The sequence below is a fragment of the Lacrimispora xylanisolvens genome (assembly GCF_002934545.1).
Classification (GTDB): domain Bacteria; phylum Bacillota; class Clostridia; order Lachnospirales; family Lachnospiraceae; genus Lacrimispora; species Lacrimispora xylanisolvens.
Genome location: NZ_PTJA01000005.1, coordinates 27,399 through 51,633 on the forward strand (window position 1 = coordinate 27,399; position 24,235 = coordinate 51,633).

Consider the following 24,235-nt stretch of genomic DNA (forward strand, 5'->3'; position numbering starts at 1 on the left):
AACCACATTATCATCATATATATTTCATTTACCATTTTATAAGTGAGCTTAGAACCATATTCTATTCCATATACCTACTATTTAACATTTACTTTAATCCACTTTTTCTTGTAAAAATAAATTACTAAACAAAAAATGAGATTGACAAAGTAGAAGTCTACTTATATAATAATAGATAGAAATCAACCTATTAGAAAGGAGTAAATAAGATGAACATAAATCGTCTACCGCCTCATGATTTTTATATTAAGAACATTGCTCATGTGTTGCGCTATAAAAATGACCAAAGATTGGCGGCATACGATATTACCGAGCCGCAAGTACGCCTTTTGGGTCACATAGACGGAGCTCACAAATCCAATCAGGAAATCAACCGCAGATATTTAAGCATGGCTATGCAAATATCCGGTCCGTCCGTGACAAGTTTGCTTAACAGTCTGGAAAGAAATGGATTTATAATACGCCGTTCAGGTAATGAAGACGGCAGGACAATAACCATTGAACTTACTGAAAAATCCCAAAAGCTTCTCAGTGAAATGTCTGGCATACTTAGCGAAATAACCGACGAGATGCTGACCGGATTTACCGAGGAAGAAAAAACTATTTATTTAAATTTTTTAAAACGGACATTTGAAAATTTAGGAGTAGAATCACATATATAAACCTTGTTTTATTTTAGGAAAATAGGTAGAACTTTACATAATTGTATTGACCTGTTTTCAGAGAACAAATAAAAGCTATCGGCAAATAGGTAGAAATCAACTTATATTTAACGGAGGTATTCCACATGGAAAACAAAGACGCAATGTACTATCTTGAAAAAGCACCAGTACCAAAAGCTATTGCACATATGGCTATTCCCATGATTTTAGGTATGGTTGTCAATATGATTTACAATATTACAGATGCTTATTTTATTGGAAGGTTGAACAACACATCCATGTTAGCGTCAATTACGCTTGCTCTGCCGTTTACAACTATTCTCATGGCGCTGGGAGAGTTATTTGGTACAGGTGGCAGCACATATATTTCAAGATTATTAGGAGAGAAAAAATTAGATTTCGTAAAAATAGTTTCATCTGTAACCTTGTATCTGTCATTAATTTCAGGGTTCTTATTTATGCTGATTTGTATTCCATTCCTATTTCCCCTATTAAAACTGCTGGGGGCTACGGGAGAAACTCTGCTGCATACACGTTCTTATATAATTGCATATACAATCGGAAGTCCGTTTGTAGTTGCTAATTTTGCTCTTGCCCAAATGGTTCGGAGCGAAGGTGCGTCCACCGAATCGATGATTGGAATGGTTATCAGCGTTATTGTAAATATTTTACTTGACCCGGTATTTATTTTTCTCTTCCACATGGATGTTATGGGGGCTTCTGTTGCCACTGTTATTGGTAATATAAGTGCCGTAGCCTACTATATATACTATCTGGAGAAGAAAAGTCCTGCTCAAAGCGTTCGTTTGAAATATTTTAAACCAAATCGAGTAATCCTTTTAAACATCTTTAAGATTGGTATCTCTGCGCTGCTGCTGTCTGGTTTTTTAATTGTTTCAAGTCTGATGTTTAATAACTATGCGGTCTTATATGGTGATCATGTTGTTGCGGCATTTGGCGTAGCAAATCGTGTATGTCAGATATCGGATTTTATCGGCATGGGTTTATATATGGGTGTTGTTCCGCTGATTGCATTTTCTTATGCCTCAAACAATATTGAACGATTAAATAAAGTTTTGAAAACAACAGCATTTTATCTTGTTACAATTATTTTTATGATTGCCGCTGTTTTGTTTGTGTTCCGGACACAGGTCCTTGAACTTTTTAGCTCCGATGAGACCGTGATAAAAGTTGGTGTCATTATTCTTACTGCACTATTGTTTTCCACCTTATTTGCAGGTATATCGGGACTTTTAACAAGTATGTTTCAAGCATTCGGAAAGAGCATTCAGTCTACTATAATGTCTGTATCCAGAGGCATTGCACTGATTCCCATTATCATTATTGGGAATAGTTTGTTTCAGCTAAATGGTGTAATATGGTCTATGACTGTTTCTGAAATATGTACCTGTTTCATTGGCCTTCTCCTGTGGTCTGGCTCTAAAAAAGAAATTTTAAACGGTAATTCGAAAGAATGTGCAGCCAGGTAAACTTATCATTATAATCAGGTGGAAATCAATTAATTAGGTGGTTTTATCCATAAAACGAATCCTGTGTGATTATTTAATATGGCCGGTATCCGAAGATACCGGCCATAGTTTATTAGCTTAACAGAATTGCATTAAATTGAGATCCTACACCAGGTGCCAAAGTCATTGTCAATGGTACGGCAGAGTTGTTTCTTAAAGTCAGCACATCTCCTCCTGCAAGCGTAAGCATTGCGGTCCCTGATATTTCTCCAGTAGCTACAAGAGCAGTAACATTAGTTGATGCCTGAACGGTTCCGTTTACTGCAATAGCAATCGCAGAACCTACGCCAGCCGTAATATCAATATAATAATCAATCTGATAAGTTCCGGGTAACGGTACTGTTATTGTAGTAGTGCCGGCAGTATGAGTTATTCCTGCTAATGGTCCATTATTGCTGAACGGTACATCTGCGCCACCCACTACGGTTGCATCAGCTAAAGTTGCAAGTTCATAAGCATATCCGAATGTTGTAACACCCACAGCTGGGCCGGTATCTCCTGTCGGACCGGTTGGGCCGGTATCTCCTGTCGGACCGGTTGGGCCGGTATCTCCTGTTGGACCGGTTGGGCCGGTATCTCCTGTTGGGCCGGTTGGGCCGGTATCTCCTGTTGGTCCGGTTGGGCCGGTATCTCCTGTTGGTCCGGTTGGGCCGGTATCTCCTGTTGGGCCGGTTGGGCCGGTATCTCCTGTTGGGCCGGTTGGGCCGGTATCTCCGGTTGGACCGGTTGGGCCGGTATCTCCTGTTGGGCCGGTTGGGCCGGTATCTCCGGTTGGGCCGGTTGGGCCGGTATCTCCGGTTGGGCCGGTTGGGCCGGTATCCCCTGTCGGACCGGTTGGGCCGGTATCTCCGGTTGGGCCGGTTGGGCCGGTATCTCCGGTTGGACCGGTTGGGCCGGTATCTCCGGTTGGGCCGGTTGGGCCGGTTGGGCCGGTTGGGCCGGTTGGGCCGGTATCTCCGGTTGGACCGGTTGGGCCGGTATCTCCGGTTGGGCCGGTATCTCCGGTTGGGCCGGTATCTCCGGTTGGGCCGGTATCTCCGGTTGGGCCAGTTGGGCCAGTATCTCCTGTAGGACCGGTATCTCCTGTTGGACCGGTGTCACCTGTCGGACCAGTATCTCCTGTCGGACCGGTATCTCCGGTTGGGCCGGTTGGGCCGGTGTCTCCTGTCGGACCGGTATCTCCGGTTGGACCGGTTGGGCCGGTGTCTCCTGTCGGACCGGTATCTCCTGTTGGACCGGTTGGGCCGGTGTCTCCTGTCGGACCAGTGTCTCCTGTCGGGCCGGTTGCCCCCGTTGGGCCAGTATCCCCTGTCGGGCCGGTATCTCCTGTTGGACCGGTTGGGCCGGTATCTCCTGTTGGACCGGTTGGGCCGGTATCTCCTGTCGGGCCGGTGTCTCCTGTCGGACCAGTATCTCCGGTTGGACCTGTCGGACCGGTGTCACCTGTTGGGCCGGTGTCACCTGTTGGACCGGTATCTCCCGTTGGACCTGTCGGACCGGTATCTCCCGTTGGACCGGTTGCTCCTGTCGGACCGGTATCTCCCGTTGGGCCTGTCGCTCCGGTTAGACCAGTTGCTCCTGTTGGACCGGTATCTCCCGTTGGACCAGTATCTCCCGTTGGACCGGTATCTCCCGTTGGGCCTGTCGCTCCTGTGGGACCAGTATCACCTGTCGGACCGGTTGCTCCTGTCGGACCGGTATCTCCTGTCGGACCGGTTGCTCCGGTCGGACCGGTATCTCCTGTTGGACCGGTTGCTCCTGTCGGACCGGTATCTCCCGTTGGACCGGTTGCTCCTGTCGGACCTGTCGCTCCCGTCGGGCCGGTATCTCCCGTTGGACCCGTTCCGCTAAAATCATCCTGAAAGACCACCAGGGTGCCTTTTAACGGAACTATCTGAGAAAAGAATACGGTAGCATTGCTGATATTCACGAGAGAAACCGTAACAGGGGCAACGGCTACTTCAATTATACTAACACCTACTACCTCTCCCGTTTTTATAGGGGAAGCTCCCTCTAAAACATCTCCCTGAGAAGAGGTTAAGGCAAAGGATGTCCCAATTGTTGATTGGGATGATTGTGTTGCCAACCACCAATCAAACACATATCTACCAGATTCAAGGAACGTAATGATTCCCGTAGCCGGATTGTAAGTGATATTGCCAGATAAATAAACAATTGTATCAAAAAGTACATTTGCACCGGAAGCTACGCTTATCGCTGCATTTAATTCTATCTGAAGAGCATTGTTAGCCATATAGAATCCTCCAATCGTATCAATAAGGCGTCCTATGGATTACGCCTATTAATAATGTATGTAGCTTAAATGCATTTCGATACTATTGGCATTGATTCTGCAAAAACATAAAAAGCAGAAAAATTCTATCCAAAACTGGGGGCTTTCCTGCTGCATTTTTATATTATTTATAACAATAAATAGACTTCGTCCAAATAATGGAGTAAACTGATTTTTTGCCATGTTACGCATTCTTTTTTAGTACCAAATAAACCCGTTTCATAGATGTAATTCTTAGATCTCCCTGAAAATAGCAGACGCCGTAATTTAAACTTCCGACTTTGTGACCATTGAGTAAATACCTAAAGGCAAAGTAATCAATATAACTGTCACATCACGCTCCTCCGGTGTTGTACCAGTCCATGCAAGTGCAATCACTGCAAAGGAGATAAGTATCAGGGTAAACCCTAAAAGTCGTTGTTTTATCGTTTTCATTGTCCGTCCTCCTTAGAGCATCATCATAGAGGGCGCCTGATCAATGAGCTTGTATGTAATCGTCCCTGCCATATTTCTCCATAATACGGAATGCATTGTAGAGTATGTGATGTTGATAATGTTATTTTTAGCTTGCTTCATATCCACTTAGCCTCCTATGTTTCGCGGATTTTCGCTATGAGAATACTCCTAAAAATACAAAAAATAAGCTTTTACACTTAAAAGACCCATTTTTACACTCAAAAAAGCGATTTAATTGAAATCAACCCTTGAACGTACCATATCAGAGGACACTACAACAATCAAAAACAGGAGGAAAGCCCTATCCGAAACGGATCGCTTTCCTCCTGCCTCTTTCTTCTTTATTATAACAAAATCGTTTCCGTCTGATTATAAAGAAAACGGATTTTCAGTCTTGTAAAGCATTCCCTTAGGCTGGTTAAATCCAATCTCTTCCACACCAAGGTATTTAAATATTTCAAATAAAGCTTTACCATAATGTCCAAATGCAACTGCTCCATGATGTGGGAAATTCTTTTCGATCAGCACATGGCGATAGAATCTTCCCATCTCTGGAATTGCAAAGATTCCAATGGAACCAAAGGAACGGGTTGCTACAGGAAGTACTTCACCCTGTGCAACATAAGCACGGAGAATATTATCTGCAGTGCTCTGTAAACGGAAGAACGTGATATCTCCTGGAAGAATATCTCCCTCCAATGTTCCCTGAGTCACCTCTTCTGGAAGGGTTCTTGCCATAATCATCTGATATTTCATGGAACAGGAGGAAAGCTTTCTGGAGCAGGTATTTCCGCAGTGGAATCCCATAAAAGTATCCTGGTGTGTATAGTTGTGCTTTCCTTTGATATCGCCTTCATACATATCATCCGGAACTGTATTGTTAATATCAAGAAGTGTTACGGCATCTAAGCTCACACAGGTACCGATAAACTCACTGAGTGCTCCGTAAATATCAACTTCACAGGATACAGGAATACCCATTCCGGTTAAACGGCTGTTTACATAGCAGGGAACGAATCCAAACTGAGTCTGGAATGCAGGCCAGCATTTTCCGGCAATGGCAACATACTTGCGATATCCTCTGTGCTGCTCTACCCAGTCTAATAAAGTAAGCTCATACTGAGCAAGCTTCGGAAGAATGTCAGGCTTTTTATTTCCTTCTCCTAATTCTGCTTCCATGTCTTTTACTACATCAGGAATTCTGGGATCTCCTGCATGCTTATTAAACGCTTCAAATAAATCAAGTTCTGAGTTTTCTTCAATCTCAACGCCCAGATTATAAAGCTGCTTGATTGGAGCATTGCAAGCCAGGAAGTTTAACGGACGCGGTCCAAAGCTGATGATCTTTAAGCTGGAAAGACCTACTAAAGATCTTGCGATTGGAAGGAATTCCTCTATCATGTCTGCACATTCTGCGGCTGTTCCAACCGGATATTCCGGGATATATGCTTTAATATTTCTCAGCTTTAAGTTGTAGCTTGCGTTTAACATTCCGCAGTAAGCATCTCCTCTGCCCTGGGTTAAACTGTCTCCGCTTTCCTCTGCAGCTGCAATAAACATAACCGGACCGTCAAAATGTTTTGCAAGAAGGGTTTCGGAAATCTCCGGTCCAAAGTTACCAAGATAAACAACCAGTGCATTACAGCCTGCATTTTTAACATCTTCCAATGCCTGTACCATATGTATTTCGCTTTCTACGATACATACTGGACACTCATAAATATTGGCTGCATCATACTTTGCTCCATAAGCTTCAACCAGAGCTTTCCTTCTGTTTACTGACAATGTTTCCGGGAAACAATCTCTGCTGACTGCAACGATACCTACTTTTAATTCCGGGATATTATTCATATTATGACTCCTCCTGTTATCTTAAGGCTTTCTTATAAGCCCAATCTTTTTTATCATTCTTTAAATAGTAAGATTTTCTCCTGTGATACCAATATAGGCTTCTTCTGGAAGACCGCCCTCTTCATGTCCGATCAGCCATTTGTTCTTTGCAAACAACAGCGTATCCTCTTTGTTTACTGTCTTATCAAGAGGTGATAGATCGGTATTGGTTCCCTGGGGGAGAATTACCACACAACGGAAACCGCCTTCCTCTGTATGGCAGGGTGCATAATGAAGGGTTGTCGCATAAACCTCCACTACCGTTCCCTTTGGAATAAGAAATGCTTCCATATTACCTGAATCATAGGTGTACTCCGGCGTAATATCCTGCTGTTTTCCAAGAATCAGCACCAGATCAGTGGCGGCAATGTTAATCTCGGAATTTCTGTGATACTCCGCAGCATTTAATTTCTTATTGTGACCGTTGCAAAACCCAACCTGGATCGGCATCTGTCCGTATAAATTCTTCTCCATCTCCTTGCAGACAGGAAGTGCTTCCAGTTCCTGTACGGAGGCAACGTAAGTCACATCATCGGGAAGGGGAGTATGCTCCATCTTCTCCAGAAGATCACTAATTTCATACCCCGTTACAATCTTTCCATAAGCACGAAAGGCCGGATCCGTTACTGGTTTTATGTCTAATCCCATAATAATCCCTCTCTTTTCATTTATTCTCCGAATACTGCCAGATAATCCTTCTTAAATTTCTCAATTCCCTGATCTGTCAACGGATGACCTGTCATCTGCAGAAGTACCTTATAAGGAACAGTCGCAATATCCGCCCCAGCCTTTGCACAGTCTATGACATGAATGGGGTTGCGCACACTGGCTGCGATGATCTCGGTTTCAATGCCATGAATCTGGAAGATCTCCATAATATCACTGATTAAATCAATTCCAGGCATGGAAATATCATCAAGACGGCCTAAAAATGGTGATACATAAGTAGCACCTGCTCTTGCAGCAAGAAGAGCCTGGGCGCAGGAAAATACAAGAGTAACATTGGTCTTGATTCCTTCGGAATGAAGAACCTTAACAGCCTTTAAGCCTTCCGGAGTCATGGGAATCTTCACCACCATATTGGGATGGATTGCCGCAATATCCCTTCCCTCATCGATCATACCCTTTGCATCCGTAGTTGTCGCTTTTACTTCCCCGCTGATGGGCCCATCTACGATAGAAGCAATTTCTCCGATTACTTCTTTAAAATTACGTCCTTCCTTTGCAATCAGGGATGGATTTGTGGTTACTCCGCATATAATTCCCATCTCATCTGCCATTCTGATCTCTTCCACATTTGCCGTATCAATAAAAAAACGCATATTCCAATCCTCCTGCTTTCTGTTGGTAAACCTATGATTTATAAACCTGCCAGTATCTTATAACTGCCTTTTAAATCCTCATAAAGCTTCTTGTAAAGCTGGTGATACTGTTTATATTTTTCTGATTTTTCTGCATCAGGCTCCGTTGACTTGTCTTCACAGATCAGCGCTTCACAGGCAGCTTCCACGCTCTCATATAAGCCGCACCCTACTCCGGCAAGAATCGCCACCCCTAAGGCCGGTCCTTCCGTCTGAGCCACTGTTTTTACACTGCACTCATACATATCTGCAAGCATCTGACGCCATACCGGACTTTTGCCTCCGCCTCCGCACGCCATCATCTGCTCCACATCGATTCCCATCTCTTTTAAAATGTCATTGCAGTCGCTTAAGGAATAGGAAACTCCCTCCATAACGGCACGCAGCATATTCGCTCTTGTGTGTATGGCAGAAAGACCGAAAAATACTCCTCTGCAGTCCGGATCAAGATGGGGTGTCCTCTCTCCCATCAGATAAGGAAGATATAAGAGCCGCCCGCTGCCGGCTTCCACCTGTGCAACTTCCTTATTGATAATGTCATAGACATCAATCTTCTCTTTCTCTGCTTCCTTCACATAATCCCCGCAGAACTGATCCTTAAACCACTTTAAAGAAAGACCCGCTCCCTGGGTAACCCCCATCACATGCCAGGCACCTGGTACGGCGCAGCAACAGGTATGAACTCTTCCCTTGGGATCAATGGTAACCTGGCTGCTGTGGGCAAATACCACACCAGAGGTTCCGATTGTCGTAAAGGCAGTTCCATCCTTAACCACTCCGGTTCCTACTGCCGCAGCCGCATTATCTCCAGCTCCGCCGACTACCTTGGTTTCCTCTGATAAACCGGTCTTCCCGGCAATCTCAGGAAGAACCGTGCCAGTCACTTCACAGGATTCATATACCTTACCCAAAAGTGCAGGATCAATATCCAGCTTTTCCAGCACTTCTTCTGACCAGCATCTGCCCGGTACATCTAAAAGCTGCATACCGCTGGCATCAGACACCTCTGTAGCGTAGTTCCCAGTGAGTACAAACCTTATGTAATCCTTGGGCAGAAGAATATGTCTGCACCGGCTGTAATTCTCCGGCTCATTCTTCTTAACCCACAAGATCTTGGCTGCTGTCCAGCCGGTTAGCGGCGGGTTTGCTGTAATCTCAATCCACCGTTCTCTGGGCATAATGGAAAGCATATCTTCTACCTCCGCACCAGTTCTCTGGTCGCACCAGATAATGGAGGGGCGAATCACTTCATTCTTCTCATCAAGCATGACAAGGCCATGCATCTGACCGGATAAACCAATTCCCTTAATGTCCTCTTTTGAAACTTTGGATTCCTTTACTACCTGGGAAATCGTCTCCAGAACTGCATCCCGCCAATCCTCCGGCTTTTGCTCCGCCCAGCCATTCTCCGGCTGGTAAAGCGGGTACTCTCTGGAGGCTGAAACCACTACCTGTCCCTTCTCATCAAACAGAACGGTCTTTGTTGCCGATGTTCCCACATCGATCCCTATCAGATAATTCATCCTCTTACCTCCTGGTAAAATCTCTTACCCTGATTATAATATAAATGACGTAAAAAAGCGTGCTTTTATTTGTCCAAGTAATAGCACTTTCTTGCCTTTTTTTATTTTTCCATTTTTCTGTTTTCAAAATATACGAACCGGTCCGTAGCATCCAGTATATCTTTAAAATCCTCTCTTGGAGCCAGATCAATATATCTTCTTAAAATCTCTCCCTCCTGTTTTTTATAGGGTCCGTAGAAGATGTCAAACAGATTGTGGCCGCGCATATATTGTTTGAATTCCTCCATATGCTCCTTTAATTCTTCCGGACTTTCCATGTTCTTTCCCACTGCCTCCAGAAACTGTTTCCCGCTTTTTAGCCGGTAAAGATACTCGTTCCATTTCTCAAATAATATCCGGTAAAATGCGTCCTCGCTCTCCACAATTCCCAGCTGTTCCATGATCTTTGGATTAAAGAAATAGTTTTCAAAGGAATAATATTTTAAAATAAGCACATTCCTTCTGGTCACCTTAGGCAGGCGGTCTATCTCATCCCTGCCTCTCTCATCGTAATACCGGCACAGTTCCCCGGCCAGCTCCTCCGGATCTTTTCCATCCCCATCCCGAATCATCAAAAACTGATCCCGTAAATAAACCTGATTCATGTATTTTAAATTGGCATAGGTTTTGATATTGGTGCAGCTGTTGGTGGTGATGATGGAAATTCTGGACAGATTCCCTTCTTTGTCATAGATCTCTGAATAATACTTCTCAAGCAATAGAGGAAGTCTGCTCTTGTCCTGCTTTCCTTCCACTATAAATACAAAACTAACACCTAAAAGATCGATAGCACCGTACCCCAGATCATCTAAAATTACATCAATATCCGTTTTCTCCTTTACCACCGAATATCCTCCCCGGTCAAGAACCACCTGCCGGATCTGCCGTCTGGTGAAATTAAAAAGCATATTGGGGGAATGAGTGGTGAAAATAACCTGATTCTTTTTGGACAAACGGTACAGGATCTCACTGGAAGCCTTCTGAAGCTGTGGGTGAAGAAAGATCTCCGGATCCTCTACAATGATAATATTGGGAATTCTCTTCCCATCCTCTGTATATGCTTCCAGAAGGGACAACATGTATAAACTTCGCATGCCGTTGCTTAAATTGCTGATGGGACTTGTTTTCTCCCGCTCCTCATGATAGGTTTCTGCCGTCACCTTAAACATTTCATTGGGGTCGCAGACCAGGGAAAACCGGATTTCCTCATACCCTCCGTTCTTTCTGTAATTTTCATTGACTCTGGCAGCAAAATCATTTAAATTCAGCTGGTACATCTTATACTCCAAAAGCTTGGCTGTTTCATACACTGCCAGTTCTTCCGGTTTCTTCTGATTAATCAGTCCGATACACTGAAAACACTGGCTGCACGCTCTGGCACTGTCAAAGATACAGACGTGATTTCGTAGCCTGGACAGCTGGTCATCTTCCTGGAAAAGCAGGAGATCATTCTGAAACTGATTCAGTTCTCTCTGGGAATCGATGTAGTACAGTCTGGGCATAACCTCTTTGATATACCGGTTGTTTTTATGATAACCATCAAAGAACCTGGTCTCTCCGTTCCAGCTGGCCTGAAAGGTAAAGGATAGTTTCCCTTCCTGATAAGAAGGAAGCTTCGTCATAAAATCGTGAAGCCAGGTATCAAACCGTTTATACTGACTGACAATTCCCGCGCGGTGAAATAATTCCAAATCTTCCTGGGTGATCGCAAGAGTCATAATAATCTCGATTTTCTGTTTTTTCTCGTTAAAATCCTCTTTTGTTACATCATACCCATTGGCTGCAGCCCTTATGGCATCCAGGATTCCTGTCTTTCCTGTATTGTTTTTGCCCACCAGAATCAGGGCATTTTCAATGTCCGTAATCTCCATGTCCTCAATTGACTTAAAATTCTTAATATGAACCGAAATAATCTGCATAAGATATCTCCTTTATAGAATCCAGTATAAAAGCCTGAACTGAAAAATTCAAGTTCCTCTTAAAAAATCACACTGGCCGTTGCCTTGCTTCATACAATAGATTATATTATTTCCCAGGAGTGATTCCTATGATTGATACCAATCTGGTTCTTACGCCCTTGCATTACCTTTACCTGGCAGGCGTTATTACAATACTCACAGTGATGATTTCACGGCGGGATACTCCTTTGGTCTGCATCGCCTTTTTATTCCTGATTGGCGTTGTAGGGCTCGGAACCATAACCGGCGGTATTATGACCGTATTTAAGGCCATTGTGTTTGCAGCAAAGGAATTTACGGAAATTATTGCAACCATTGCCTTAATTACCGCTTTGTCAAAATGCTTAAAGGATTTGGGCAGTGACTACATCATGATGATTCCCATGGCTAAAGTGATGAAATCTCCTTCTGTTACCTGGTGGATTCTGGGCTTTACCATGTTTCTTTTTTCCCTGTTCCTCTGGCCCTCTCCTTCCGTGGCTTTAATCGGCGCTATTATGCTTCCTTTTGCCTTAAAAGCCGGACTGGACCCTCTGGCTGCCGCCATGGCTATGAATTTATTCGGACACGGTTTTGCCTTAAGCTATGACCTGGTCATTCAGGGTGCTCCTTCCATTTCCGCAGGAGCTGCTTCTATCTCCGCTTCCGATATTTTAACAAAAGGCCGCCCCCTTTTCCTGGTTATGGGCATTGTCACCGCAGTCAGCGCATATCTGTTAAACAGGAAACAAATCTCCGCCTGCTGCAGCCAGGTAAGCATACAGGATACACAGCCTCAGCACATGCCCGGACTTTCCGGCATGATCATGGCATTTGTCACCCCCCTGCTCTTTGCTGCCGATATCATTCTGATGCTTGTCTTTGATCTGAAGGGAGGCGATGCTACCAGTCTGGTTTCAGGAACTGCAGTCCTTATTATGTGCATCGGCGCTTTCTCAGGTTTTGGAAGTCATGCACTGGAAAAGGTCACCCTCTATGTAACCGATGGTTTTCTTTTCGCTATACGGATATTTGCTCCCGTTATAATCATCGGGGCATTTTTCTTTTTAGGAGGAGACGGCATTTCTCAGATATTGGGTGATCAGTTCCAAAGGGGCATATTAAGTGACTGGGCAATCTGGCTGGCCCGCAATACACCTCTTAACAAATATATGGCAGCAGTCCTGCAGATGGCCGTTGGAAGCCTGACCGGTCTTGATGGATCCGGTTTTTCCGGTCTTCCCTTAACCGGCGCTCTTGCAGGAACTCTGGGCTCTGCTGTTCATGCCTCAGTGCCCATTTTAGCCTCTCTGGGACAGATCACAGCAATTTACGTTGGAGGCGGCACCATTGTTCCCTGGGGACTGATCCCGGTGGCGGCCATATGCAGCGTCAATCCTCTGGAACTTGCCAGAAAAAATCTGCTGCCCGTCTTCATCGGATTTGCCGCTACGTTCCTTGTTGCCTGTTTTCTCTTATAATCGATTCACCCAAAGGAGGAGTCATTATGTGTGGAATTTCCGGATTCTATAACTCAAACCGGGATTACTTAAAAGATAAATCCTATTACACCCACGTGCTGGAGGATATGGCTGCCATTCAAAGACACCGGGGACCGGATGCGTCCGGCACCTGGCTGTTTGAGCATGGAGGACTGTCCCATGCCCGTTTATCCATCATTGACTTAACAAATGGCAGCCAGCCCATGAAAAAAACGGAAGCAGGGAAAACGTTTTGCATTGTGTATAACGGAGAAATTTACAATACCGATGAGCTGCGCAATGATTTAATTAAAAAAGGCCACTCATTTGACACCACCTGCGACACGGAAGTCATCCTTACCGGCTACATGGAATATGGTCCTGACTTCGCCAGACAGCTAAATGGGATTTTCGCCTACGCCATACAGGATCCATACCGGGAATGCCTTTGCTTATGCAGGGACCGTGCCGGTGTAAAGCCCTTGTTTTATACCGTACGGGATGATGAAATTATCTTTGCATCAGAACTGAAGGGGATTTTTGCCTATCCGGGTATCCGTCCTTACCTGGATAAAAAGGGATTAAATGAAGTATTTTCCATCGGGCCTGCCCGCACTCCGGGCTGCGGAGTTTTCAAAGACATGAAGGAGCTGCTGCCGGGGCACATGCTGCTCTGCTCTCAGAAAGGCTTCCATTTAAAGTCCTATTGGAAACTGGAAAGCCATCCTCATGAGGACAGTTATGAGGAAACCATTGAAAAAACGTCATTTTTAGTCACAGATTCCATCAGACGGCAGATGGTTTCTGACGTGCCCATCTGCACCTTCTTATCGGGAGGCGTGGATTCCAGCATTGTCTCTGCAGTCTGTGCCGCAGAGCTGAAAAAACAGGGCAGAAGGCTAAATACCTTTTCCTTTGATTTTGTAAATAACGATCAGTATTTTAAAGCCAGTGCTTTTCAGCCCTCACAGGACCGGCCTTTTGTGGATCTGATGGTAAAATTTCTGGATTCTGACCATCACTATCTGGAGTGTGATAACCTAACCCAGGCAGACCGGCTTTACGATTCCGTTATGGCTCACGATTTGCCAGCTATGGGAGACATTGATTCCTCCATGCTTCATTTCTGTTCCATGGTGAAACCTCATAATAAGGTAACTTTGACAGGAGAATGCGCCGATGAAATCTTTGGCGGTTATCCATGGTTTCACAGAGAAGACTGCTTTAAGGCACATGCATTCCCCTGGACCATGGATTTGCAGCCCCGTAAATCACTGTTGAATGACGAATTTTTAAATTATTTAAATATGGATGAATATGTAATGGAAACCTATGAAAAATCAGTTGCTGAGACTCCCTTACTGGCGGAAGACAGTCCCACAGAAGCCAGAAGGCGGGAGATTTCCTATCTGAACCTGCGCTGGTTTATGCAGACACTGTTAAACCGTATGGACCGGGACAGCATGTATTCCGGGCTGGAAGCCAGAGTTCCCTTTGCAGATCACAGAATTATTGAATACGTCTGGAACGTTCCCTGGGATATGAAGACAAGAGACGGAGTGGTGAAGAACCTCCTGCGTCAGGCAGGCAAGGGACTTTTACCTGACGAAATTCTTTTCCGCAGAAAATCTCCTTACCCCAAAACCTATGATACCAATTACGAAGCCCTTCTTATAACCAGAGTCCGGGAAATGATGTCTGACAGCAAAGCGCCGGTCTTGGAATTCCTTGATAAGAATAAGCTGGAGCATTTTCTGGCAAAGCCTTCCGATTATGGAAAGCCCTGGTATGGGCAGTTAATGGCAGGACCCCAGATGCTTGCCTACCTTCTTCAGATTAATTACTGGCTGGAGATCTACTCCATTGGAATTGTATAGATTCTGTTAGTATTTTGTAAGCATAGAAAGAAAACCGTAAGGGAAATTTGTCACAATTTGTGGTAGAATAACAGTGGCAATAACAGACTGAACGCGAGGAATTAGCATGAAGAAGTACAGCATTGGAGAAGTCTCCCTTCGGTTAGGTTTAAGCCGCGATACCCTTCGCTTTTATGAAAAAAAGGGTATCATACAGCCGAAAAAAGAGGAAAATGGTTACCGAAGCTATACCTATGATGACATCAGCAGGCTGTTAAGCATTATGTATTACCGCAGACTTAATTTCAGCCTGGAAGACATTGAGCGGATTCTTTATAAAAGTTCCATTCATTCAAGCCGCTCCATGATTCAGAAGAAAATTACAGAAGAAAAACAACAGCTGGAACTTCACCGGCAGTCGCTGGTGCATTTAAACCTGTTGAAAATCACTTACGATAACGTGAAGCAGGGTCTGGATCAATACCAGACCAAACCGCTTCTCACCCATTACAGGATCAAGGACTGCGAAGAGATCAACCGTCTTGGAATCCCCGACTTATGTGCTCCATTCCAGGAATACATAATTAAGGGAAAACAAGCCAAACTCCGGGACGAATTCTTTCTTCTTTCAGAAGAAACTTCCTCAGTGATGAGGCTGAATCCTGATTTAAAACGCTTTCCTGTCCTGAAATGGGAAACCTGTGTTTACACCGTTCTTGCGTCCGATTCCCTTGTTCCTGATGAAGAGAAGATGCTAAAGGCAGCTGAGTGGGCTAAAGAACAGGGTTATTCTCTCACAGGAACTGCTTACTGCGGCCCTGTCATGGGCTGTGCTCCAGAACAGCAAAAAGAAGAGGAAGCAGAAGGGGATTCAGATAAAACCATTCATTATCTGGAACTGTATCTTCCTGTTTCTCAGTAATTCATACAAAAAGTCCCGTTTGGCTATTGGCCGGACCGGGACTTTCTGTATGATAACGTTGAAATTTCAAAAGGAGAAGCAGGCAGACCCGCTTCATTGTATAAAAGGCCCTTCTTTGGTGCATTGGACCAGCAGTACCGGAAGAAAACCGGCTGCTTTACCTCACTGCTGCGGATTCGGACCTGATTTTCGTTTATTTCTCCTGTCACAGGATAATAGACTCCGTCTGCACCTGCGATCTCAAACTCTTCCAGCCCTGTTCCTCCGCGGATAACAAGACCTTTTTTATCTTCTGTCTCAAAAATAAGAGTAATCCATTGCTCTGACACATCAAAATCCGAGAGCCATGGACCCCGAAAGATCACACGCTCCCCGTATATCATGGCTCTTACTGCCAGGGACATACGATAAGCTGCCTCCCGTTTATTAAGCGGGTGAAGGTCGTTATCTTCCCCTAAATCCAGATTTACCGTAACTGCCACATTCTTTAATCCGCCCGCTTTTCTCTGTGCTTCCCGGATTCTTGGCCAGGCATCGTTCTTATCATCCAGATCAATGGAAAAATTAGGGAGCTGGGCAATTACAAAGGGCAGACTCTCTTCCTTCCACATCTTTCTCCAAAGATGAATCATCTGTTGCAGCCGTCCCTCATAGGAATCCGGTCTCTCGTCATTGCTCTCTCCCTGATACCATAAAACGCCTTTAACCAGATAGGAAAAACAGGGCGCCAGCATCCCGTTATAAAGCCCGGTTGGTTTCTGGGACATTAAGTCCACTCTGGGCGCAGGTTCACCCACCGCCCTGCTTTGGTATTCCCATCTGCCATCTAAGACAAAGACCTCTTCCTCTGCAAATAAGGCGTAAATCTTATCAGGAGTGACTCTTCCTGCCCCATTTTCACACACCAGGCAGATACGGATCTCATTTTCCCCCGCTTTCAGCACACCTTCCGGAACGTTGTATTTCCTGGGCGGATACTGGTATCCGGTCTCTCCCACCAGAACGCCGTTTATATAAGTTCTGTCGCTGTCTACCATGGTTCCCAGCCAGAGTCTTGCCTTTTTCCCCTCCAGATGTCCGGGCAGCATAATCCGCTTTCGAAACCAGATGGTACCATAAAAATGATCCAGACCGAAATCCTTTAAAAATGCCGGAAGAGTTACTTCCTTCCAGCTGTTACCGTTCCAGTCCATGCTTTTTTCCAGATCTCTTACAGTCTCATACCAATCCTCATAAGCCTTTCTCTGCCCTGCCATTCTTTCCTCTAAAAGCTTCTGATTCTGACAAAGCTCCAGCTCTTTCCTCATATCGGGATACTGACTGACCTCTTCTTCTCCCATCCAGGCTTCAACAGAAGATCCTCCAAGGCTTACATTAATAAGACCAATGGGCACATTTCGATTCTCCCGCATGAATTTTCCGAAGAAATAAGAGACAGCGGAAAATTCTCCAATGGTATCAGGAGAACATTCCTTCCATGAAGCTTCCACGTGATCTTTTAAAGGCCCATGAAATTCATAGTTTTCTTTTACTTTATACAGCCGGAATCTGGCATCCCCCTGTTTTTCAAACTCTGTGGGATACCGGTCCTTTACCCGGTTCATGGGCAGTTCCATATTGGACTGGCCGCTGCAGATGAATACCTCCCCCAGATAAACATCTGCCACCCGAATTGTCTCACCGGATTCCCCGGACAATTCCAGGATAAAGGGTCCGCCTGGCTGTAGGTGATGAAAGTAAGCCTCCCAGTTTCCGTCCCCATCTGCCCTGCAGCTGATTTCCTGGTCCAAAAGACGCAAAGAGATGACTTCACCCGGAGCCGCAAGGCCCCAGATTCTTGTTCTCTCTCCAGTCTGCAGGACACAGCCGTGGCTGATCAGTTTGGGAAGCATAAGACGTTTTTCCTTATTTTGCATAGACACCTATCCTTTCGCACCGGTAGAAGTGATTCCTTCCACAAAATACTTCTGAGCTGCAAAAAACAGGATCAGAGCAGGAAGCAGAGCAAGAAATGACATGGCAAGAATCTGATTCCATTCCACAATTCCGCTGCTTTGATCGATAGACATCTTTAGTGCCAGCGCAACCGGATACTTGGATAAGCTGGTGACGTAAATAAGGGGTCCTAAAAAATCGTTAAAACTCCAGATAAACTGGAAAATGGTACAGCTGACAATTGCCGGTTTTAAGGCAGGCAGCAGAATGCGAATCAGGATCTCAAAGGAATTGCATCCATCCACTGTAGCCGCCTCATCAAGATAGGTGGGAATGGACCGGAGAAACTGAATCAGCATGAAAACAAAGAATGGTTCATTGGCAAATATAGTAGGTGCAATTAATGGAACATAGGTATCTAAAAGTCCAAGATTCTTCCAAAGCAGATAAAGAGGTATTCTTGTTACCACTGCAGGGAGAAACATGGTTGCCATAAGTAAAGAGAAGAAAAATTTCTTAAATGGAAACTGAAATCTGGCAAACCCATAAGCGACCAGGGTGCTGGATACCAGGCAGAACAGAATCTTTGGTATTACGTACTGAAACGTATTGAGAAAGAAGGTTGTAAATGTAAACTGGGTTCTCGTCTTCCAGCCTTCTATGTACGGAGTAAAGTCTATTCTTTTGGGAATAAAATTGACCGTCGTAAATATTTCATTATTGGTTTTAAAAGTCGCGCCTACCAGCCAGAGAATGGGATAGATCATGACAAGAGCCACTGCTGTCAATATCCCATAACGTATTAATGCACTGATTAAATTCCGACGGCGCCTGCGTCTTTCTAACTTACTTAACCCGTTCATATGTCCCCTCCTTAGTTCCCTTCGTCAGAATAAAATACCCATTTGTTCTGTGTGGCGAAGAGAATTGCTGTTACAGCCATGATAATGATAAATAAGAGCCAGCTGGCCGCACTTGCATACCCCATATTAAAAAACTTAAAGGCATTGTCATAAATATACATAGAGGTCAGATAAGTCGCATTTAGCGGACCTCTTCCGGTGACCAGATAGGGACCGTTAAATTCCTGGAAGGCATTTACCATCTGCATGACCAGATTAAAGAAAATAGTGGGTGTAATGAGGGGAATGGTAATCCGGAAAAAAGAGTAAAGCCGGGAAGATCCATCCACACTTGCTGCCTCGTACAGTTCCTGTGGCACATCTTTTAATGCCGCCAGAAAGATCAGCATAGAAGACCCAAACTGCCACACTTTCAATAAAACAATGACAGACATTGCTCCATTTGGTGAAGATAACCATGGTATGGGAGCCGCTCCAAAAATACCGATAAAACGGTTGATAAAACCATCTTGTTGAAATAAAAACCGCCAAAGCACTGCAACTGCAACATTTCCTCCCAATAAAGACGGAATATAATAAGCAGTACGATAAAAATTAATGCCCTTCAGCTGAAAATTCAGGATATAGGCAATAAACAAAGCAAAGGAAAGCTGAAGTGGTACGGTAAATATTGTGTACTTTATAGTGGCAGTCAGAGTTGACCGAAAATCAGCATTCCGGAACAGATCTATATAATTTCCAAATCCTACAAAGTTGGGTTTCCGTACAAGATTATAATCAGTAAAGCTGATAACAAGTGCATTCACAAAAGGATATAATGTTAAAAATATTATACCTGCCAGCCATGGAAGAATATATAACAATCCGATTTTACTATGTTTCAAAAAGCTCCCTCCTTCGATTCAGTCACGCAGAAGAATCTCATTCCTCTGCGTGACGACTTAACCAGCAGTTTTTTCTGCTATTATTTGTATTGCTCTTTCAGCTTGGCATTTTCCTCGCTGATAGCATCAAAGATTGCTTTTGCAGCATCATCTGCACTGCTCTGTCCAAATTCAAATTTCTCGTAATTTTTGTCGTATGCGTCTGTAAATTTGGCATTCTCAAAAATCGGAGAGTTATTGATTACTTTTGCGTTGGCAGTAAAGTCATAAGCATCTTTTACAACACCGGTAATCTGACCGTCTGCTTCCAGGGAGGCTTTTGCTGCCTTTGAAGCAACCATTCCTCTGGTGGAACCCATTAATTTTGTTCCTTCCGGATCGTTTAAAATGTACTGTAAGAATTCTGCGGCAGCCTTTGGATTCTTGGAATCCTTGGAAATTGCAAAGGTTAAAGATGGCTTTGCCATAGTTCCCTCAAATTTTGCACCATCAATTACTGGAAGCGGTGCAATTGCCAGCTGGTCGCCTTTATCTGATAAGGTCTTGGCATTGGAAGCAATTCCGCCGGTCCATTCTAAGACGCCGGCATAACCGCCGTTAATAAATTTAGCGTTCTGAGCGATACTAACAGGCTCATTGCCTACATTTTCAATGTAGTCTTTTCTGGAGCAGAATACATGGGCATCTGCCAGATCTTTATACCAGATCAGCGCATCTTTATAATCTTCCTGTGTATAATTCATGCTTAAATCATCGGCAAACTCTCCCTTGCCTGTCTTCTGCTGCAGATAGTAGATGGCAGCAAAACGGAATGTGGGGCTGACGATTAAATAAGAGTTGGGATCTGCTTTTGTAAATGCTTCTGCCGCTTTCTTATATTCGTCAAAGGTCTTTGGAAGCTCCTTGATTCCGGCTCTTTCAAATGCTGACTTGTTCAAATAAAATCCAAGGGTATTCTGACCGTATGGAATTGCCTGCATCTTGCCTGCTCTCTGACCAAATTTTAAAAACTCCGGATCATACTGGCTGAAATCAAAGATGTCCTTTACCTGATCCAGATCATAAAATCCTTTGCCGTCGGGGCTGTACTGAAGAACCCATGGATAGTTTACTGTCATGATGTCCGCTGCAGTCCCTCCTGCGTAACGGGTGGCAAATGTCTCTTCCAGATTACCAAAGCCGGATGGCTCTCCTGTTACTTTGATTTTTCCTGCATGAGCGGTATTAAACGCATCAATTGCTTTCTGAGTGGCCTGGTGACGGTCATCATTTCCCCACCAGGAAAAGTTTAAAGCCACCTCTCCCCCTGCATCTTTTCCTGCTGTTTCTCCTTTAGCCGGCTCTGCGGTCTTACTGCTGCATCCGGTAGCCAGCATACTGGCTGCAAGTAACGCAGCACACATCATACCTGTTGTTTTCCTCATACCCATTTCTAAACTCCTCCTTCTCATTAATCATTGATTTATTATGAAAAAACTAAGAACTGCTAATTGTAGATCGTTCTTCCTGCTTCATCCCCAATACCGGATTTCCGGAAGAAGTAAGTATTGACCTGATCCCGCCACTGCACTGCATTTTTAAGCTGCAGGTTCAGGCGTTCTCTTACGTTTTTATAACTGTCTTCATCAAGCACATCCCGAATGCTCTCCCACTTGGCCTGGTATTCCTTTACCTTCTCCACACCATCAAAATGGGTATCGTAGATATGCTGAATCACAGTCTTCCCTGAATGAAGCACATGGGTATAAGGTACATGATGAAAAAACAGCAATAACTGGTCAGGACATGTGTTAATATCTTCATACTCTTGAAATTTAAGAGGCGAATACTGCTTTGTATAACCAGTTCCGGTTGCTGCAGTCCGGTCTCTTCCCACTCCGTCCCTGTCGGCGTAGTGGTAAGTCCCCCAGCAGTCGTATTCATAGCCATCGATATCACATCCATAATGAATTCCCGGCTTACACATAAATCCTACAGCCAGAGGGCAGGTATAATCCTCGTACGTATCTCTGGAGGTAATGAGAATGGACAATGCTTTTTTCATTGCATCTTCCGTCAAATCAAAGCTTAAATGAAGCCACTCCTGGGCTATTTCCTCTGAAGTCAGATCGTTGTCCCATGCAAGCCGTCCATATCCGTACCAGTTGGCCTGTGCCATCTTATTTCCAGTCCAGTTCCGGTCCATTCCCACATTTCCCACTGCACAGATCCCGGAAAGCTTTTGATTGGGAGAATACTCCCTGACCGCATTTTTAACCAGACTTGATGCTCCATGCCTGGTGTCAAAATCCAGGACTTCCTTCCACATGGGAACCAGATAGCAGATATCTTTCTGGTGACCGGTGTACTCCTGGGTAATCTGGAACTCCAGTATCTGATTGGTCTCTTTTAAGGAGCCAAACAAAGGTGAGACCGGTTCCCTGATCTGGAAATCAATGGGACCGTTCTTAATCTGTAAAATAACATTTTCATCAAAACTTCCGTCTAATTCATGAAAGAGATCGTAAGCGGCCCGTGCCCGGTCAAGACTTCGGTCTCTCCAGTCCTGGGTGCAGTCATAAACAAAGCATCTCCAGATGATAATCCCTCCAAAAGGCCGGATTGCTTTTGCCAGCATATTGGCTCCATCTCCATGACTTCTTCCATATGTAAACGGACCCGGTTCATGTTCCGAATCGGCCTTTACAACAAATCCGCCAAAATCCGGGATTATGCTGTATAGTTCCTCTACCGTATGCCTCCACCAGGAAGCTACCTCCGGGCTCAGGGGATCTGCTGTAGAAAGCTTCCCTACTGAGATAGGTGCTGCAAAATCAATGGCAAGAAATATCCGGATTCCATATGCAGTAAAAATATCTCCTATTTTTTTTATTTCCTTTAAATTATCCCCAGTGATGAAAAAGCGTTCGTATTTCCTGACGTTTACGTTGTTGATGGAAACTGCATTAATTCCTACTGATGCCAGCAGTCTGGCATATTGACGGATCAGATCCATATCACCGCGAAACTTATTATGATCAAAAAAAATCGAGTTTCCAGAATACCCTCGTTCAATGGTTCCGTCAAAATTATCCCAGTGATTAATCATCCGGTAATTCTGATCCGGAATACTCTTATAAGGGAAGCTTTCTTTCTTACTCACCAGCAGACGATGTAAACCGAATATTCCGTAAAGGAGACCTTTTTGTGCGCTCCCTTTGATCTCATATCCCGCTTCTGTTTTATCTATGGAATATCCCTCATCTCCAAGGCCGGCTTCCTCTGCAAGGCTTAATACAATTGAGGCATCTTCCTTTTGTGAACGTGAAATTCCATCAAACAGAAGTGGCATCTCCCGTTCAATTGTCCGGGCTGTCACTGACGGGGCCCTGTCTTCCATAAACCAGGTTACAATTTGTTTTTTGCTTACCGGCTTGAGCAACCAGCATAAATCTCGTTTTTCAAACATCCCTATTCCTTCCTGCACTCAGTCCGACAATTATCATTTTTTACCATGTAAAACATTACAAACAAAGCTTCGTCCGATAGGTGTATCATAGCAAATTGCACAAAATATTAGAATGGAATGATTTAAGATTTTTGTAATTATTAAAGATTATTTTTTGATAAAATAGACTTGTATTGTAATTATCAATGCCCTATAATACGATTAAGCGCATAAATCGACAAATTTATAAAAATATTTACTTGTATTAATTTAATAATTATTTTAAATTGGGTTTTCCCATAGAAAAAGGAGCGTTTCAAATGACCGAGGAACTGGATTTTAACAATCTGATACCGGAACTTCATTACTACATTCACAGAAAACCTACTCCCGGCTGGAAGATTGAGCCCTGCATTACATCCTTTATTGATATCACCTATGTAATGGATGGGAAAGCCGAATATACCATTAATGATCAGACCTATATTGTGAATAAAGGCGATTTAATCTGCATTCCTCAAAACAGCTACCGGGCAGCCACCAGTATCCCTGATGATCTGATTGAGTGCTATGCCACAAACTTTCGTCTCCGCAACCAGACAGGTGAGTATGTTTCGCTGCCTCTGCCATTTATCAGCCACATCGGAAGCAATCCACAGCTGATCGCTCTTTATAATGAGATGCACAGTGAATGGCTGCAACAGAATTTTGGTTATATGCTAAAGGTAAGAGCCATTCTGTGCATGATACTTCACCTGATTTTAGACCAGCTGCTAAACAAAAATCACGCCAGCCAGGATGATCCCCGCATCAAAAGCAGCATTCACTATATGAGTGCTCATTACTGGGAGAACTTAACCACAGAGGAGATGGCAAAAAGATATCATCTTCATCCGGCATACTACGGGAATCTCTTTCAAAAAGTCACAGGAATGACCTTTAAACAGTATCTTATTTCAATACGATTGAACTATGCGGAAAATTTATTAAAAAGTGGGGAATACAGTGTGGGGGAAGTAGCTTTGCAATGCGGATTTTCTGATATTTTTTATTTCAGCAAGTTGTTTAAGGCAAAAAAGGGAATTCCACCTTCTGCCTGCTTTCTGGAAGAAAAGAATTCATTAAAATAAACCAAAAATCAGCCTGAACTGCGGGATCAATTCGCAGACCAGACTGA

19 protein-coding genes are annotated in these 24,235 nt (G+C 44.1%); 6 read left to right on the forward strand and 13 right to left on the reverse strand.

Annotated elements, in window-relative coordinates; all coding sequences use genetic code 11:
* Positions 1–209 precede the first annotated feature (209 nt).
* Both BXY41_RS10560 and BXY41_RS10565 read left to right on the forward strand, forming a co-directional pair.
* Complete coding sequence (locus BXY41_RS10560; RefSeq protein WP_104436811.1) at positions 210–662, forward strand: MarR family winged helix-turn-helix transcriptional regulator; 453 nt, start codon at positions 210–212, stop codon at positions 660–662.
* Between the two features lie 125 nt (positions 663–787).
* A complete protein-coding gene (locus tag BXY41_RS10565) occupies positions 788–2,152 on the forward strand; it encodes an MATE family efflux transporter (protein WP_104436812.1) in 1,365 nt (454 codons plus the stop codon).
* 112 nt (positions 2,153–2,264) lie between these two features.
* Here BXY41_RS10565 and BXY41_RS27485 read toward each other — a convergent pair whose 3' ends face one another.
* From BXY41_RS27485 to BXY41_RS10595, 8 genes are all read right to left on the reverse strand, one after another.
* Positions 2,265–4,445 (reverse strand): BclA C-terminal domain-containing protein, encoded by a 2,181-nt coding sequence (locus BXY41_RS27485; protein ID WP_432765511.1) that lies wholly within the window; start codon positions 4,443–4,445, stop codon positions 2,265–2,267.
* 306 nt (positions 4,446–4,751) lie between these two features.
* The gene (locus BXY41_RS26735) at positions 4,752–4,919 is read right to left on the reverse strand and encodes a hypothetical protein (protein WP_170072314.1); all 168 of its coding nucleotides are present in this window, start codon (positions 4,917–4,919) and stop codon (positions 4,752–4,754) included.
* A 12-nt stretch (positions 4,920–4,931) separates the two neighbouring features.
* The gene (locus tag BXY41_RS27335) at positions 4,932–5,060 is read right to left on the reverse strand and encodes a hypothetical protein (RefSeq protein ID WP_278321419.1); all 129 of its coding nucleotides are present in this window, start codon (positions 5,058–5,060) and stop codon (positions 4,932–4,934) included.
* 249 nt (positions 5,061–5,309) lie between these two features.
* Positions 5,310–6,791 (reverse strand): L-fucose/L-arabinose isomerase family protein, encoded by a 1,482-nt coding sequence (locus tag BXY41_RS10575; protein WP_104436813.1) that lies wholly within the window; start codon positions 6,789–6,791, stop codon positions 5,310–5,312.
* Positions 6,792–6,851: 60 nt separating this feature from the next.
* A complete protein-coding gene (locus BXY41_RS10580; RefSeq protein ID WP_104436814.1) occupies positions 6,852–7,478 on the reverse strand; it encodes a DUF4867 family protein in 627 nt (208 codons plus the stop codon).
* A 20-nt stretch (positions 7,479–7,498) separates the two neighbouring features.
* A complete protein-coding gene (fsa, locus tag BXY41_RS10585) occupies positions 7,499–8,152 on the reverse strand; it encodes a fructose-6-phosphate aldolase (protein WP_104436815.1) in 654 nt (217 codons plus the stop codon).
* A 38-nt stretch (positions 8,153–8,190) separates the two neighbouring features.
* Positions 8,191–9,714: a xylulokinase gene (gene xylB, locus BXY41_RS10590; RefSeq protein WP_104436816.1), complete on the reverse strand. Its 1,524-nt coding sequence runs from the start codon at positions 9,712–9,714 to the stop codon at positions 8,191–8,193.
* Positions 9,715–9,815: 101 nt separating this feature from the next.
* Positions 9,816–11,672 (reverse strand): ATP-dependent nuclease, encoded by a 1,857-nt coding sequence (locus BXY41_RS10595; protein ID WP_104436817.1) that lies wholly within the window; start codon positions 11,670–11,672, stop codon positions 9,816–9,818.
* A gap of 128 nt (positions 11,673–11,800) precedes the next feature.
* On the opposite strand from BXY41_RS10595, the gene BXY41_RS10600 reads away from it, so the two are divergent.
* The 3 genes from BXY41_RS10600 (at position 11,801) to BXY41_RS10610 (ending at position 15,949) form a co-directional block, all read left to right on the forward strand.
* The gene (locus BXY41_RS10600; RefSeq protein WP_104436818.1) at positions 11,801–13,171 is read left to right on the forward strand and encodes a citrate transporter; all 1,371 of its coding nucleotides are present in this window, start codon (positions 11,801–11,803) and stop codon (positions 13,169–13,171) included.
* A gap of 26 nt (positions 13,172–13,197) precedes the next feature.
* Positions 13,198–15,048, forward strand: coding sequence for an asparagine synthase (glutamine-hydrolyzing) (gene asnB / locus BXY41_RS10605; RefSeq protein WP_104436819.1), 1,851 nt, complete (start codon positions 13,198–13,200; stop codon positions 15,046–15,048).
* 106 nt (positions 15,049–15,154) lie between these two features.
* The gene (locus tag BXY41_RS10610; RefSeq protein WP_104436820.1) at positions 15,155–15,949 is read left to right on the forward strand and encodes a MerR family transcriptional regulator; all 795 of its coding nucleotides are present in this window, start codon (positions 15,155–15,157) and stop codon (positions 15,947–15,949) included.
* A 23-nt stretch (positions 15,950–15,972) separates the two neighbouring features.
* Here BXY41_RS10610 and BXY41_RS10615 read toward each other — a convergent pair whose 3' ends face one another.
* The 5 genes from BXY41_RS10615 to BXY41_RS10635 form a co-directional block, all read right to left on the reverse strand.
* Complete coding sequence (locus BXY41_RS10615; RefSeq protein ID WP_104436821.1) at positions 15,973–17,865, reverse strand: sialate O-acetylesterase; 1,893 nt, start codon at positions 17,863–17,865, stop codon at positions 15,973–15,975.
* A gap of 6 nt (positions 17,866–17,871) precedes the next feature.
* The gene (locus tag BXY41_RS10620; protein WP_104436822.1) at positions 17,872–18,747 is read right to left on the reverse strand and encodes a carbohydrate ABC transporter permease; all 876 of its coding nucleotides are present in this window, start codon (positions 18,745–18,747) and stop codon (positions 17,872–17,874) included.
* A gap of 11 nt (positions 18,748–18,758) precedes the next feature.
* Positions 18,759–19,631 carry a carbohydrate ABC transporter permease gene (locus tag BXY41_RS10625; protein ID WP_104436823.1) on the reverse strand — a complete coding sequence of 291 codons (873 nt, stop codon included), beginning with the start codon at positions 19,629–19,631 and terminating at the stop codon, positions 18,759–18,761.
* Positions 19,632–19,711: 80 nt separating this feature from the next.
* Positions 19,712–21,061 (reverse strand): ABC transporter substrate-binding protein, encoded by a 1,350-nt coding sequence (locus BXY41_RS10630; protein WP_242980161.1) that lies wholly within the window; start codon positions 21,059–21,061, stop codon positions 19,712–19,714.
* 56 nt (positions 21,062–21,117) lie between these two features.
* Entirely contained in the window at positions 21,118–23,079 is a 1,962-nt protein-coding gene (locus BXY41_RS10635; protein WP_104436824.1) for a glycoside hydrolase family 20 zincin-like fold domain-containing protein, read from the reverse strand.
* Between the two features lie 299 nt (positions 23,080–23,378).
* Here BXY41_RS10635 and BXY41_RS10640 point away from each other — a divergent pair, with 299 nt between their 5' ends.
* Complete coding sequence (locus BXY41_RS10640) at positions 23,379–24,188, forward strand: AraC family transcriptional regulator (protein WP_104436825.1); 810 nt, start codon at positions 23,379–23,381, stop codon at positions 24,186–24,188.
* Positions 24,189–24,235: the final 47 nt, after the last annotated feature.